The 13,715-nt window shown below is 69.3% G+C and carries 12 protein-coding genes; 3 read left to right on the forward strand and 9 right to left on the reverse strand.

Annotated elements, in window-relative coordinates; all coding sequences use genetic code 11:
- Positions 1 to 566 precede the first annotated feature (566 nt).
- The gene (locus tag AB0C96_RS36020) at positions 567 to 1,160 is read right to left on the reverse strand and encodes a carbonic anhydrase (protein ID WP_362923542.1); all 594 of its coding nucleotides are present in this window, start codon (positions 1,158 to 1,160) and stop codon (positions 567 to 569) included.
- A 439-nt stretch (positions 1,161 to 1,599) separates the two neighbouring features.
- Positions 1,600 to 2,577: a class I SAM-dependent methyltransferase gene (locus AB0C96_RS36025; protein WP_362923544.1), complete on the reverse strand. Its 978-nt coding sequence runs from the start codon at positions 2,575 to 2,577 to the stop codon at positions 1,600 to 1,602.
- A gap of 569 nt (positions 2,578 to 3,146) precedes the next feature.
- On the opposite strand from AB0C96_RS36025, the gene AB0C96_RS36030 reads away from it, so the two are divergent.
- Entirely contained in the window at positions 3,147 to 4,046 is a 900-nt protein-coding gene (locus tag AB0C96_RS36030; protein ID WP_362923546.1) for an alpha/beta hydrolase, read from the forward strand.
- A gap of 152 nt (positions 4,047 to 4,198) precedes the next feature.
- On the opposite strand, the gene AB0C96_RS36035 is transcribed toward AB0C96_RS36030, so the two are convergent.
- Positions 4,199 to 5,290: a cytochrome c oxidase assembly protein gene (locus AB0C96_RS36035; protein WP_362923548.1), complete on the reverse strand. Its 1,092-nt coding sequence runs from the start codon at positions 5,288 to 5,290 to the stop codon at positions 4,199 to 4,201.
- A 551-nt stretch (positions 5,291 to 5,841) separates the two neighbouring features.
- On the opposite strand from AB0C96_RS36035, the gene AB0C96_RS36040 reads away from it, so the two are divergent.
- Positions 5,842 to 6,135 (forward strand): hypothetical protein, encoded by a 294-nt coding sequence (locus tag AB0C96_RS36040; RefSeq protein WP_362923549.1) that lies wholly within the window; start codon positions 5,842 to 5,844, stop codon positions 6,133 to 6,135.
- Positions 6,136 to 6,568: 433 nt separating this feature from the next.
- Here the strand turns inward: AB0C96_RS36040 and AB0C96_RS36045 are convergent, their stop codons facing one another.
- The 3 genes from AB0C96_RS36045 to AB0C96_RS36055 all read right to left on the reverse strand — a co-directional run bounded on the left by AB0C96_RS36045 (position 6,569) and on the right by AB0C96_RS36055 (position 8,547).
- Complete coding sequence (locus tag AB0C96_RS36045; protein ID WP_362923551.1) at positions 6,569 to 6,973, reverse strand: nuclear transport factor 2 family protein; 405 nt, start codon at positions 6,971 to 6,973, stop codon at positions 6,569 to 6,571.
- A gap of 272 nt (positions 6,974 to 7,245) precedes the next feature.
- Positions 7,246 to 8,016, reverse strand: a complete 771-nt coding sequence (locus tag AB0C96_RS36050; protein WP_362923553.1) for a methyltransferase domain-containing protein — start codon at positions 8,014 to 8,016, stop codon at positions 7,246 to 7,248.
- Positions 8,017 to 8,109: 93 nt separating this feature from the next.
- Positions 8,110 to 8,547, reverse strand: coding sequence for a VOC family protein (locus tag AB0C96_RS36055; RefSeq protein WP_362923555.1), 438 nt, complete (start codon positions 8,545 to 8,547; stop codon positions 8,110 to 8,112).
- A gap of 225 nt (positions 8,548 to 8,772) precedes the next feature.
- Here AB0C96_RS36055 and AB0C96_RS36060 point away from each other — a divergent pair, with 225 nt between their 5' ends.
- A complete protein-coding gene (locus AB0C96_RS36060; protein ID WP_362923557.1) occupies positions 8,773 to 11,238 on the forward strand; it encodes a hypothetical protein in 2,466 nt (821 codons plus the stop codon).
- A gap of 165 nt (positions 11,239 to 11,403) precedes the next feature.
- Here AB0C96_RS36060 and AB0C96_RS36065 read toward each other — a convergent pair whose 3' ends face one another.
- The 3 genes from AB0C96_RS36065 to AB0C96_RS36075 form a co-directional block, all read right to left on the reverse strand.
- Positions 11,404 to 11,934, reverse strand: coding sequence for a nucleoside-triphosphatase (locus AB0C96_RS36065; RefSeq protein ID WP_362923558.1), 531 nt, complete (start codon positions 11,932 to 11,934; stop codon positions 11,404 to 11,406).
- Positions 11,935 to 12,089: 155 nt separating this feature from the next.
- On the reverse strand, positions 12,090 to 12,344 hold the full coding sequence (locus tag AB0C96_RS36070; protein WP_362923560.1) for a DUF3237 domain-containing protein: 255 nt from the start codon (positions 12,342 to 12,344) through the stop codon (positions 12,090 to 12,092).
- Between the two features lie 171 nt (positions 12,345 to 12,515).
- Entirely contained in the window at positions 12,516 to 13,256 is a 741-nt protein-coding gene (locus AB0C96_RS36075; RefSeq protein WP_362923562.1) for an alpha/beta hydrolase, read from the reverse strand.
- Between the last annotated feature and the right edge of the window lie 459 nt (positions 13,257 to 13,715).

Consider the following 13,715-nt stretch of genomic DNA (forward strand, 5'->3'; position numbering starts at 1 on the left):
CAAGGCCGCCGACCGAAGCCGGATGGCGAACGCCTGGGCGCAGCCGAGCACTTACGGCGTGCCCGTACCCGCTACCAGACGCTCCCCCTCCCCGGCCCTACGGGCTGTGCGTCCCCCGCCGCGGAGATCGCGGGGCGGTGCGCCCTGGTATACGGCACCGAGGCCCACCACCGGTCAGCGGTTCGCCTGCGGCGTTTCCCGCGGATCCGAAGCGGTGGTGCTCGTTACGGTTGGCCGGGCGCAGTCGGCCTCGGCGCGTGAGCCGCACCCCGTCTTCTGGCGCCGCCTTTCGGCGAGTTCTTTGGCCAACTTCTCCGAGTACAACCGCATTTCCGCTTCTGCTCTGAGGCCGAACATCATGGGCTCCTGAGACTGTGTATCTCACGCTGGGAAGGGCTGAATTCCCAGGCACAGAACGGGAAGGGAGTGCCGGACGGCGGACGGAAGGGGTTGGACGGCCGACGGAAGGGACCTCATGTCCGACGGAAAGGGCCAGATGTCCGAACGGAAAGGGCCGGATGACCGTCGGAAAGGGCCGGATGACCGACGGAAAGGGCGCTTGCTGGTCACAGCGGCCTGAACCACCCGTCGTCGCCCCCGTACTCCCTGACCGCGCCGGTGTGCACCTCGTAGTACCAGGCGTGCACGGACAGCGCCCCGGCCCCGATCCGCTCGGCGACGCACGGGTGGGTGCGGAGCCGCTCGGCCTGTGTCACCGCGTGGCGCTGTACCGCCTCGGCCAGGTCGGGGGCGTGAGGTGCCGCCATCTCGGGCCGGGGCACGGCCTGTTCGAGCCAGTCGCGCACGTCCGGTACGCCGGACAGGTCGTCGTCCCGCACCAGTGCGCCGACTGCACCGCAGTGGGAGTGCCCGCAAACGATGATGTCGCGGACGCGCAGCACGCGTACGGCGTACTCGATGGTGGCTGCCTCTCCGGTGGGACGGTCGCCGCGGTACTCGGGAACGATGTTGCCGGCCGTGCGCAGTTCGAACAGCTCACCCGGCCGTGCACCCGTTATCAAGGAGGGCACCACGCGCGAGTCGGAGCAGGTGACGAACAGGGCCAGCGGGTGCTGGCCGGACTCAAGGGCGCGGAACTCCTCGGCACGTGCGGTTACTTGCTCGGCGAAGGAGCGTGCGTTCTCTACCAAGGATTTCATGGTGGTCTTTCTCCTGTGTCCGTGAGCGTGCCTCGGTCTCAGTACGGTCAGGTCAGCGTTGAGTCCACCGCCGAATTTCGCATCGAATTCGCCATGGGAAAACGGCGTTGAAAGCGGCGTTGAAAGCGGCGTCGATTACGGTGTTGGGATGGATGTCCGGGCGATACGGGGCGTCGCGGACCATGCACTCCTCGGCGTCCGGGCATCGGAGGTCAACCAGGTCGCAGCGACCGTCCTTTACTCGAAGATTACCTAAGAAGTCCGTTGATGGCGCCAGTCAACTACATGTCCACAGAACGCAGTTGGAGCGCATCGCGCCAATCGCGCCCCGGGCGTACACCGGGGCGGACCAGGCGGCACCCCGTCACGGTGCAGCTGGGCCGCAGAGACCGGGAATCGTGAGAGGGCGGGCCACATCGAGCCGCTTGCTCAAGCCGGATCAGGCGGTCCGCTCCAGGACCATGCGCAGCACGGTGCATCTGTGCTCCCGCATGAAGCGGAGCGTCGCCCGTTGCTCGCGGATGATGTCGTCCACGGCGTCTCGACCGATGAGTTCTGCACCTCGCTCCCGGTGCGTCAGGCACCGCTCCAGCCAGCACTCCATCGTCCGGGCCCCGTCCTCCGCGTCGTCGCGGAGCTCCACCACGGTGAACAGGCCTCGGCTCGCCTCGATCAGCTCCGACCGCGTCGGCACGAAGCACTCGCGGAACACCCGGCGCGACGAGTGCAACCCCTCCCGGAGGTTCCGCACCGCGCCCAGCGCGTCCCGCACACCGAACCGCCCGCCGCGGCTCGGCTCACCCGGCCCGGTGAGCATGCGCGCCGGCAGCACCATGGACGGCAGCCACCCCCGCTCGTTCCACACATTGGACTGCACCGCCAGCCGCCCGCCCGGCCGCAGCCACGAACGGCAGCGCTCGAAGAACATCCGATAGCGGGCGACCCGCCGTGCCCTCCAGATGGTGCTGCCCGCGACATGCTCCATCACCTCGATCGAGAACACCGCGTCGTAGGGGGCGGCCGGCTCGTGGTCGATCCAGTTCTCCAGGAGCACCTCGCACTGCGGCCATCCTCGTCGGCGAATCCATGCGACCTGGGCGGCGCTCACATTCAGCCCCACCACATGCCCGACGTGATGCGTCTCGACCAGGCGGTGCATCAGGCTTCCCCATCCGCAGCCGACATCGAGCACCCGCCCTGCGCCCTCGGCACGCGCCGCGCGGACGTGGTAGTCGAGCTTGCGCAGTTGCGCGGATTCGAGCGTGTCCCCCTCTTCCCACAGGGCGAGGGAGTAGACGAGCTCGGGACCCAGCGCCAGGCTGTAGAAGTCCCCCAGGAAGTCGTAGTGGTGGCGGATCGCCTTGTCCGAGCTGCCCTTGTAGACAGCAGAACGCTTCGATCTGAACAACGCGATCACCCGTCCGGGAGGGAGCGTGCACGGTGTCGCATTCCTTCCGGACCCCGGCCCCGGGTAAACGGCAGGCAACCCGGCCGGAGGACCAGGCTGGTCCTCGGTATTACCGGCTCGGCTGGCGGACGTGGTACCGGCGGGCTCCGTTCTTGCCCCCTTCCCACATCCTCGATTCTGCTACTGTCGCCGTGCACATGATCAACCGAGGAGGTGAGACCCATTACCGCTGTATCAGGCTGGGTGCTCTCCTTCCGCGCGGCAGTGCGGTTCATCTGACATAGGTGGCCCAGGGAGCGCCCGCAGGCATCCCGAGAAAGGCCACATACCTGTGCACATCATCACGGAGACGACGTCGGACGGCGTCCCGGAACGTCGATGCCCTCACGCCTGTGTCTCGCGCGTGCTCACCGCCTCCGCTTCCCACCGACCAGCGTCGACCCAGTCGCCGTACCGCGTCGCCACGCCTGCCCGAACACCGCTGCCTCAATCCGTTGTCTGAAATCCGTCGTCTGAAATCCGCCGGCTCAACAACGCTCCTGAAATCCGCTACCTGCCCCGCCGAAGGGACCTTTGCCATGCCCGCCTTCGCCGCACATGACGGGACCGAGCTCGCCTACCACGTGTCCGGGACGGGCCCTCCGGTGGTCTGCCTGCCAGGAGGGCCGACGGACTCCGCATACCTGGGAGACCTCGGCGGCCTTTCCACGCACCACCAGTTGATCAGGCTGGACCTTCGCGGCACCGGCCGCTCGGCGATCCCGAAGGACGCCGCCTCGTACCGCTGTGACCGCCTCATCGATGACGTGGAGGCGCTGCGCGAGCACCTCGGCCTGGAACGGATGGATCTGCTCGCGCATTGCGCCGGCGCGAATCTGGCCACGCGGTACGTGGACCGCCATCCGGAACGCGTCAGCAAGCTGGCATTGATCACACCGAGCGTCAACGCCGTCGGCCTCACGATCACCGGAGACCTCCGGCGTGAGACGGCTCGGCTCCGCCGGGACGAACCGTGGTTCCCGGTCGCGTTCACGGCCCTGGAGACGATACTCGCGGGCAGGGCGACCGGCGACTGCTGGCAGGCCATCGCCCCGTTCTCCTACGGTCGTTGGGACGGGGCGGCCCAGGTCCATCAGGCCGCTGGGGACGAGCAGATGAACATGCAGATCGTGGCTGCCTTCGGCGCCCAAGGCGCATTCGACCCGGACACCACCCGCACCGCACTCGCCCACTTCACACCGCCGGTGCTACTGCTGGCCGGAGAGGTCGACCTGGGTGCCCCTCCGCGCACGATGGCCGAGTTCGCGGCTCTCTTTCCGCACGCCGAGCTTGTCGTTCAAGCCGGAACCGGGCACTACCCATGGCTCGACGACGCCGACCGCTTCGTGGCGACCACCGCGGCGTTCCTGCGCCAAGCGGCCGTGTCGTGGTCGAAACCCCGACGGCTGGACGATCTGAGCCGGCCGGGACATCGGTGACGGCTCGGGCGGAAGCTTCGGAGGGGCCCGTCGATCGCTCGGGAGCGAGACGCTCAGCGACAGGCCCCTTCACGGACCCTCCCATACGCCCAGGTCCCGGACTCAGGTCTGTCGTCTCAGTCGTCTCAGCCGTCTCAGCCATCTCAGCCGTCTCAGTCGTCCTGTGAATGCCGTCGGACCCTGGCGGCCACCTCGTTCTGCTCGGTCTCCCACCAGGGACGAACGAGGTCGGGGGACGCTGCCGGATCAAGGGCGGGCGACGAGGTCGGAGCGAGACCGGGGGACGATGTCGGGGCAAGGCCGGGGGACGGCGTTCGGTCGTGCTCTGGGGTCGGCGCTGCGCTGACGGCGACGAGTTCCGCATCGAGGCGGCGGTCGAGGGCCGCGGTCTGCACGCGCTCGGCGCGGGCCCACTGCACGAGGATCGCCAACAGGAAGGGCAACGCCACCAGCTCCGCGATGCTGAGCATCGCACCGCCGCCGATCTGCTGGTCGTGGTACGCGTCCGGCGCCCAGGACGGAGCGTGGTGCAGGTACCAGGCGCCCGCGATCAACGTGCCGTGCGTCATGATGACGACGCCCGGAACCGCGTCCACGATGCCGTCCAGGAACACCAGTCCGGCCCGTACCGGATGGGTGCACCAGGCGGGCAGCGTCTGTTCGTGGGTGAGCACCGGCACGACGAACAGGCAGCCGGCCGCCAACAGGTGCAGATACATCAGCTCGTGCAGCCAGCCCACGCGCAGGGCGGTCGCGAAGTACGGCGTGAAGTAGACGGTCAGCTCGGTGGCGAGCACCAAGGCCGTACTGACCAGGGGGAAGGTCAGCACGCGCACCACCCGGCCCGTCATCACGCGCCGGACCCGCCCCGCTGCGCTCTCCGGCAGCGCCTCGACCGCGAGCCGCAGCGGATCGCCGAGGGCGAGGCCCAGCGGGGCGACCAGGTCGAGCAGGACGTTCTGCACGGCGGCCGGCCAGAACACCGCATGGTCGTACACCGCGAGTCCGGACATCGTGGCCACCACCAGCGCGCCCAGTCCGAGCAGGACGAAGGCGGCGCTGCGGACGAGCGGCCAGGCACTCCCCCGCCGGAGCAACCGGACCACGCCCCAGCCGTAGAGCGCGGCCGCGGCGACGACCAATAGCAGCGCGGGGACGTCCAGCTGCCACGAGGACACCAAACTCCCCACGGTCAGCGCTGTCAGCTGCCCAGCCGACATATCGACCATAGCGTGACCAACCATTCAGATCGCCCTCCTTCAGCCCCGCACGGGACGAGCCGACTCAGCCCCCTGCCGGACGGTAGTATCCGACGGCTCCGAACCCGGCAGCGGGGTGTTCGGCGACGCGGTCGGCGAGAAGGGGCGGACACCTCGACGGGTCACGCTCCGCACCACCCCTTCCCGACATACACGCCAACCCAATACATACCGCCCCAATACGGACCAGTCCGCTTCCAATCCACTCCCCGACCTTCCCTCTGGACGCGGAGACCCGGAAATCCCTCTCGATCGGCACGCATTCCCCTGCACCACACTTCTCGAAAGATGATCACACCAGGCCCGCCTCGGGAATGGGGAGGCCTCAGCTGCCGCGTAACCCGCTTCGTCGCGATTCACGACCCCAACAAGGCAGAGGGTGGGGGCCGTTGGGGATGCAGCCGCGACGGACGCCGACCCGATCCATCTAATGGATCTGGCGCGTCGCTGGGCAGATAGGCAAATTACGCATTAACTTCCATAACTACACGAATTCGATCGATTGCAGATCGTATCGCTCAATCCCCGGAGATGAAATGCGCATGCTTCGCAAGGCTGTCGTTGTGGTCGCCGTCCTCGGCAGTGTCGGTCTCCTCGGCGCCGGCACCGCCTACGCCGATGGCGGAAAGGAAGACGGGAGGGGCAACGGCCACTTCGACATCAGGCAGGGCACGTCGTGCCGGTCGCACGACCTGAACGTCGATGTCCTCGGTGCGGTCGGGATCCTCAACGGCGCGCTGGGCAACGTGCTCGGCGGCGAGGGCTCCCCCGGTGTGCAGCAGACCAAGATGGGCTCGTCCATGGGCTGCAACAACATCGCCGGCAAGTAACGGAAAATGGGTCCCGGTGTCCGAGCCACAGGCTCGGGCGCCGGGACCCACTCTTGCGAACAGCCAATCGCGTCACGGGGTTTTCAGTCATGGCCACACGCTCGTTGTAGGCGTTGGGCCCGTAGGTGACTTCCCGCGTCCAGTCGCGTTTCGGGCTCGCCCGCATGGTGGGGCTGTTCATATGTGGCCGTGGTGAAGGGGCCCTTTCCCGCCGCCGTGACGTACGTGAGCGATGCCCGACCGGGGCGCGCAGCGCGGGGACCGGAACGGAGGTCGCCAGCAACTGCCGTGCAGGCCATCCCACTTGGCCGAGCCCGGCCGCCGCGACATCACGCCCGCCCGTGCGGCGATCCCGATCCACCTGCGCATCATCCGAGGACCGCTACGACCAGGGGGCCTGTGACGCCCTCCGCCGTCCCGGCACCGATGCCGGTCAGTGGTCCGGCGGGAAGTGGTCGCCGAACATCGGCAGGCCGCTGGCGGACTCGGCGTGGGTCGCCTCGTCCTCCCAGACGTCCCAGTGCTCGGCGAGCTTGCCGTTTTCGATACGCACCACGTCGGCCACCACCGCAGCCTTGGGGCTGCCCGTGCCGGAGTAGCGGCCGTAGAGGATGACGTAGTCGTCTTCGGCGGTCACGAACTGGTTCTCGTAGCGCAGCGTGTCGGGCAGGGAGCGAACGAGGTCGAAGAGGCCTGCGCGCCCCGGCGGGATGTGTCTGCTGTGCTGGACGTAACGGTCGGACCACAATTCCTCGGCGGCCACGTAGTCGCGCTTGCCGAAGAGGGTGTCGAACGCCTTCAGCACCAGTGCCTTGTTCTGTTCGGGTGTCGTCGTCATGTCAGCTCCAAGAGGTGATCGATGCGTCTTCTCATACCCGCCCATAGTGATCGACATAATGGTCGGCATGGGCATCGCCACAGTGATCGGTGCGGTGATCGACGCGGTGATCGACGTGTGTTCCGCGCCCGTGACACGACCGGCTGCCCGGATGACCACGCCCGCTTGGATGGTCCGTTGGTCTGAATGCGTAGGCCCGATCGGACCAGCAGCGGCGTGAGGACGTGAGACGTCACGGCACGACACGCCGGCAGCGTCATGCGGACCGTCGTTCACGTGGTTCCGGCACGAGTGGCGACCAGTAGGTCGACCACATATGTCTCCTCCACCCTCTCGTCGGGGAAGATCTCGCGCAGACGGGCGCGCTCGTCGGCCAGGAAGGCGCGGGTACCGGGCTCGCCGAGGACGAGGAACCCCGAGTGGCTGCCGATGTTGGCGAGATGTGTGTCGAGCGGAACGGTCCGGCTCCAGCGCAGGTGGCGGCGCGCGACGTGGAGACCCGCGAGACCGGCGAGCTGGACGGCTCGGCTGTCGTCGGGGAGCACCTCGGCGGGGGTGTTCACTCCGGAGCACTGTGCAATGCGCGCGTGCTGCGCGGAGATCCACGGAACGTCGAAGGCCGGGGTGTTCCACCAGACGGCGAGGGCCCCATCCGGACGCAGGACGCGCAGCGCCTCCGGAACCGAGCGGGCGGTGTCGGTCCAGTGCCAGGACTGCGCATAGGTGATGAGGTCGCAGGAGGCATCGGCCAGGGGCAGGGCGTTGCCGTCGCCCCGGACGACGGGCACGTCGGGGAGGGCGCTGCGGAACTGGGCCGCCATGCCGTCGCCGGGTTCGACGGCGATCACCTCGGCACCGCGCTCGCGCAACAGGACGGTGGCGATGCCGGTACCCGCTCCGACGTCGGCGACACGGGCCCCGGCGAGGGGACGTCCCGTGAACTCCTCGACCGCGTCGAAGAGCGCGGGCGGGTACGACGGGCGGTTCGCGGCGTAGCGTGCGGCGGCCGTGTTGAACGAGTGGGCACGTGAGAGCCGATTCATCCGCCCATCCTCGCCGCCCGTCCCCGCGACGGGCACTGCTTTTCCACCGCTCGGGAGCGCACGTGCCAACATCGGCCTCGGCGACTTCCCTGCTCAGTAGACCGGCTGACCGATGCCCAGCATGTTCCCCTCGCTGTCGCGGAACCAGGCACCGCGTTCGCCGCGTGCGCCCTTGCTCGGGTAGTTCCCGTCGATGTCCGCGATCCCGTCGGACGTTCGGCCGCCGCCCAGCAGGCCGGGCAGGTCGACGACCTCGAACACCACGCCGCGCCGCTTGAGCTCCGACACGACCGCCTCGATGTCGTCGACCTCCCAGGCCATCTGGGTGAACGTACCGGACGAGGCCCCGGTCGACCGGAACAGCACGAACTCCACGCCGCCGCACCGATAGAGCAGCCCACCAGGCCGCTCGTCGACGGGCTCCAGCCCGAGCTGCTCGGCGTAGAACCGCCGCGCCCGCGCCAGGTCCTGCGTGGGAAGCCGGGTCGCCACGCGCCCCTGGGCCAGAGTGTTCCGGTCGTCTGCGTTCATGCCTCCACTGTGCCGTGGGAGGGGGCCGGTGGGGCGGAGGCGACCGGCGCGTGCCACCGCGCGGGGCCGCGTTCGATGCTCACGGCGCATTGTTCAGATGCTCACGGCGCATTGTCAGTGGTGCGTGCCACGATCGAATGCGTAGGGCCGATCGATGGTGGCTGACTGCCGACCACCGCGAACGCCACCTCACGGCCGGCCGCCGCTCCGCGAAAGGAACCGCCCATGACCGACCGCAGCCACTTCGCGCTCCGCGCCGCGCTGGACCTCGCCGGTCCGGACACCGCCGACGCGCTCGCCGAGCGGCTGCGGCCGGAGCTGCTGAGCGCCCTCGGCGACCGGTTCGGGCTCCCGGAGGAGATGGTCGAGGAGCTGTTGGGCGGCGATGCCGTGCAGATGCGGGCCGCGCTGACGATCGCCCCCGAGGAGTGGCTCCTGGGCGCTGCGGAGCTCGGCGATCCGGTGGTCGGGCGGGCGCTGTGGCAGGCCGAGTACTGCGACGACTCGGGCCGAACACACCGCGCGAAGCAGAACGTTCCCGATCTCCTGACCACGCTGCTGTACGCCGCCGACCTCGGGGATCCACGCTGGTACGAGGACGACGGCCTGTTCACGCTCCTCTACCAGGAGCCCGCCGGCCCCGGTCTCGTCCCCATCCTGACCAGCGGGTTCCCCGGACTGGACGTCGGCGCCCTCGCGGTGTTCGCCGTGCACCTCCCGCCGCCGGTCGTCGTGGACGCCTGTCTCGGCCTCCTGGAGATCTGGGGCGGCACCGAACCGTTCACCCGCTTCCTCAAGCTGCTCGACGAGCTACCGGAACTGGATCCCGGACATGAGTGGCTGCCGGACGTGTTGCGGCGGGCCGTCGACGCCCCCGATCCGGAAGCCTTCCTCAGAGAGCACCGGCCCGCCGGAGAGTGGGACGACCCGGAGCATGTGCGCACGCTGGTGGAGCTCCGCTATGGAGACGGCCCCGCCACGAAGCCCGACGGCCTCGACTGGGATCTGATCCGGCGCGAGCACGAACGGCTGCCCGTCGGCGGCTCGTCCAGTGGCGGAGGGGGCTGGCGATGCACGGGGATGCAGCGGCTCATCCGGTGGGAGGGCTGCCCCACCGACCTGGTCATGCAGAGCTTCCACGACGACCCCTACGAAACCGCCTGGCACGCCACCGAGCTGCCCTTCGAGGCCCTTACGGGGCCCGGCGCGGGCGCCATCCACCTGGGCAACGTCCTCCAACGCGGTATGGACGAGGGCTGGCTGCCGCCACACCGGGTCCTGAGCGAGGTGACGCCCGCGAAGGACGTGTTGCGCGAGCTGCCGTACGACCACGAACCGACCCGCAAGGCGGTGGCCGAGCTGGTGGCTCCCCTCGGCACGGACCCCGTCAACTGGCTTACGTGCTACGACCGGATGCGGCGTGCCCGCGGCAGCGTCGCCGAGCTGATCGCGGACGTCACCAAACCGGGGTCGCGCAAGAAGCGCTGCACCAGCTGGCCTGAGCCGCGCGATGCCGAGTCCCCGGCCGGCACGTCCTCCCGGGACCCGCGGGCCGCTTTCCTCGCCCTGTTCCGGTGCGCCTCGCCGGAGGCGCAGATCGCCGTCGTCCCGCACTTCGACGGGTTGGCCGTCAAGCAGTTCCTGGTGGCGGGGAACCCGTCTCCGCGGATCCGCGATGCGGTGGTGGCCGCCCATGGCCGGCCCGCCCAGTTGGCCATGGCCATGGGAAACCCGGGCCAGGACACCCTGGAGTACCTCCTGGACCTCGACGAACCGGCGGTGGACGCCCGGCTGCTCCGGAACGCACGCCTCGACGGGGCCGAGCGGGAGCGGTTGCTGGCCGGACGGTTGCGGAGTGGCGGCACCCGCCCGGTCCCGCAGGAACTGCTCGCCGTACTGGACGACGTCATCGTCAGCCAGGACCGCGACCAGCTGATAGCCGGCCTGGAATCCGGCGACCTGAGCGTGGCCCGCCGGGTCGTCGGCCGGCTCCAGCTGCATCTGCCCGCCTCCTGCCTGCGGTTGCTGGTCGCCCTGTGGGAGCGCAGCGGACCGGAGGCGGTACGGGAGATTCTGGCCATGGGCCGTCTCCCGGCCGCCCTCTCCCGCCAGGCTGAGCGGGAGTTGGACGTCCCCGACGGCTTGGAGCGGTTGCGGGCACGGCTCACCGAGGAAGCGTCTCCGGAGCGGCTGGCGGCGTTCGTCCTCCGGCCGGGCAGCCGGCCGGAGGAGCGACTGAAGTGGCTCCTCAGCGAGGGCATGGAGCCGCCCTGGTCCGTGCTGCTGGCGGCGCACCGCGCCACCCCGCTCTCCGCGGATCTGATAGCCGCGCTCGTGGGGCACCCGGATTGCCCTCGCGAGCTGCTGCTGGCCTGGCTGACCGATGTGCACCGCATCGTGGGCTATGTGCTCGACGAGGCCCTGGAGCGCGGAGCACTCGTCCCCGAGGACTTCCTGACCCACGCGGCCCCCGCCGAGGGGGCACTCGGCCTCGTTCGCCGGTACGCCGAGGACCAACCCACCGAAGCGGACTGGCAGCGGGTCCGGGACCGTGCCGCTGTCCTCGCCCGCGAACATCTGGGCACGGACGTCGAGGCCTGGGCCGTCTGTCTCCAGCTGCTCCCGACGTTCGTGGGCACACTGTCCGAACTCGCGGCGACGGCCGGGGCGATGACACGCGTGCAGGGATGACACCGTCCCCGCCCTCGCTCCGCGACCGTGCCCGGTCATGCCTGGGGGCGAGGGAGGGAACGATGCACGGACAACGCCGGGCCGCACGTGTTCGGGACCGCCTTCACCGGACAGGCAGCCGACCGGCGGCCCACCAGCGGCCCGGTGTCGGCATGCAGGAGGTCCTCAGCCGCTCCTGAACCGGGTTGCGAGTTCCTCGGGGACGGCGTCGCGGTTCGCCGGAGTGATCTGGAGCAGTTCGACGTCCGTACGCCGTTTGAGGGCGTCGGTGAACGGATCGTGGTGTGCGTGCACCGTGGCGACGACGTCGACGTCCGCCGCGAACAAGGACCGGACCCCTTCCCGGAACGGGCTGCACGCCAGCTCCATCCGGCCCAGTTCGTCGACGAGTACCAGCTGCCCCGCCGAGGCGTCGCGCACTGCTGCCTCCAGCGTGGGCAGCGCCAGCCGTTCCATCACGTCCAGGTCCACGCCGTACCGCCCGACCCGCGGCGGCCCGGGAAAGTCGACGTGGGCGAGTACGGCGTGATCGCCGGTGAAGGTCTCCAGTGCGAAACCGACCCGGGTGCCGCCGAGCCGGATCTCTTCCGTGGTGAAGCCGGACACGTCGCGGGCGGGCAGCAGCGCCGCCAGCCGACGGATGGCCGTGGTCTTGCCCACCCCAGGACGTCCCTCGATCAGGAGTCTCGTCGGCATCGTTCGCGCTCCGCATCGTTCCGGGGCCACGCCGCCCCGCGGTCATCACCGGCCCGGTGGACGCGCCGTCCCGGGCGCACCGTTTGCAGCACACCTTCGCATGCGGTCCGACGCACCATGACGGATGACGCACCTTCGTCCGGCGCGGCGTCGCGTCACAGGACCTGGGAGGCCCTGTAGGCGATACCGCCTTCGACGAGGTAACCCGACCCCACGCAGACGACGCCGTTGAGCCATCTGTACGCCTCGGCCCCCGTTTCGAAGGGCGGATTGGTCCGGAAGTAGTAGCGCGCGGGGTCGATCCCGTACCGCTGGGCGGGGTCGGCCAGCGTTTCGCGCAGCACGGGCGGTGTGATCCAGCGGCCGCCGTAGGTCATGTGCAGCAGAGCACCGTCGTTGGCTTGGTTCACGAGAACCGGTTCTGGCTCACTTTCCGTGGGACTTCAGGCAACACGGGCCCCTGCCGAGAGTTCGGCAGGGGCCCACGGCGTGGAGAGCTGTGGAGGGCCGGGACCTGTCCTCGATGAGCGGCATGCCGGCCGACATCAGCTACCGTCTGCTGCCGGTCTGACGGCCCGGCCTCACTTCAGATGTCGGGTGAAGAACTGGGCCGCGGCGTCTCCCGCGAACTGCGGGACGCCGGTGTGCCCGCCCATGTTGGCGTGCAGGGACTTCTCCTTGGAGCTGAAGGCGTCGAACAGGTCCAGGGCCGCCTGACGGTCGTTCCCTTCGTCGTCCCACTGCAGCAGGACGTGCAGTGGAATAGTGACCTGCCGGGCCTCCTCGAACATGGCACGAGGCACGAAACTCCCGGCGAAGAAACCGGCGGCCACGATGCGCGGCTCGACCACCGCAAGCCGGATGCCGATGGAGATCACTCCCCCCGAGTACCCCACCGGGCCGCCGATCTCGGGCAGCGAAAGGAGGGCGTCCAGGGCGGCCTGCCATTCCGGGACTGCCCTTTCGACCAGCGGGAGGATGAAAGCGTCGACGATCTCGTCGCTGACCGGCTCGCCGGCCTCCATCGCCCGGCGCAGGTCGGCGCGGGCCTGCTCGGCGGCGGGCCAACGGGGCCGGTCGCCGCTTCCGGGGAGCTCGATGGTGGCCGTGGCGAAGCCCTCCGCCGCGGAGTGCCGGGCCCGGGCCACCAGTCGGGGGTACATCTTGCGCAGCCCGAGGGGAGGGTGGCCGAGCAGGATCAGCGGCGCCGGTGCGGATGCGGATGCCGATGCGGGTGTCCACAGGATGCCGGGGATCTCGCCGAGGGTGAATTCGCGTTCGAGGACGCCGTCGTCGAGGCGTTGCTCGGAAGTGAAATGCATGGTCGTGCCTTTCGGGAGTGCACTGGAACGGCGCTCCCGGACGACCTGTCTATCGCCCGACCGTGACCCCGGAGGGGAGCACCCATGTCGATACTGCGTTCACGGGTACCACCTCCTCGATCGTTCGCACGGCCTCCGAAAAGGTAGCAGTGGTCGCCCCTGGTCCGCCAAACGGGTTTTTGCGGAGTCTCCGTGGCCGGATACCACGAAGACACGACGCAGAGCTGCTTGGGGTGTCGTCGCGACTTCCCGAGCGGCGGCTCTGCGCAGGCAGGGTGCACTGGCGCTGTCGTCTCCCATGCACATCGAACACGACGCACCGCCGACGCCTCCCGAACTCGTTTACAGGTGCTGTCGGTTCTCGGGCTCTGGCTCAACTTCTGTGACACGGCCACTCTCCGTCACGCCAATAGGACACGCTTGCGGAGAAGTTGGAACCCTGCACGGCCGAACATCTGG

It is taken from the genome of Streptomyces sp. NPDC048506 (genome assembly GCF_040651315.1).
Classification (GTDB): Bacteria; Actinomycetota; Actinomycetes; order Streptomycetales; family Streptomycetaceae; genus Streptomyces.

Coding starts and splice junctions, on each gene's coding strand:
- AB0C96_RS36060 (WP_362923557.1), top strand. CDS start 8,773: ATGACCGACCGCAGCCACTTCGCGCTCCGCGCCGCGCTGGACCTCGCC.
- AB0C96_RS36065 (WP_362923558.1), bottom strand. CDS start 11,934: ATGCCGACGAGACTCCTGATCGAGGGACGTCCTGGGGTGGGCAAGACC.
- AB0C96_RS36040 (WP_362923549.1), top strand. CDS start 5,842: ATGCGCATGCTTCGCAAGGCTGTCGTTGTGGTCGCCGTCCTCGGCAGT.
- AB0C96_RS36055 (WP_362923555.1), bottom strand. CDS start 8,547: ATGAACGCAGACGACCGGAACACTCTGGCCCAGGGGCGCGTGGCGACC.
- AB0C96_RS36045 (WP_362923551.1), bottom strand. CDS start 6,973: ATGACGACGACACCCGAACAGAACAAGGCACTGGTGCTGAAGGCGTTC.
- AB0C96_RS36035 (WP_362923548.1), bottom strand. CDS start 5,290: ATGGTTGGTCACGCTATGGTCGATATGTCGGCTGGGCAGCTGACAGCG.
- AB0C96_RS36075 (WP_362923562.1), bottom strand. CDS start 13,256: ATGCATTTCACTTCCGAGCAACGCCTCGACGACGGCGTCCTCGAACGC.
- AB0C96_RS36020 (WP_362923542.1), bottom strand. CDS start 1,160: ATGAAATCCTTGGTAGAGAACGCACGCTCCTTCGCCGAGCAAGTAACC.
- AB0C96_RS36050 (WP_362923553.1), bottom strand. CDS start 8,016: ATGAATCGGCTCTCACGTGCCCACTCGTTCAACACGGCCGCCGCACGC.
- AB0C96_RS36030 (WP_362923546.1), top strand. CDS start 3,147: ATGCCCGCCTTCGCCGCACATGACGGGACCGAGCTCGCCTACCACGTG.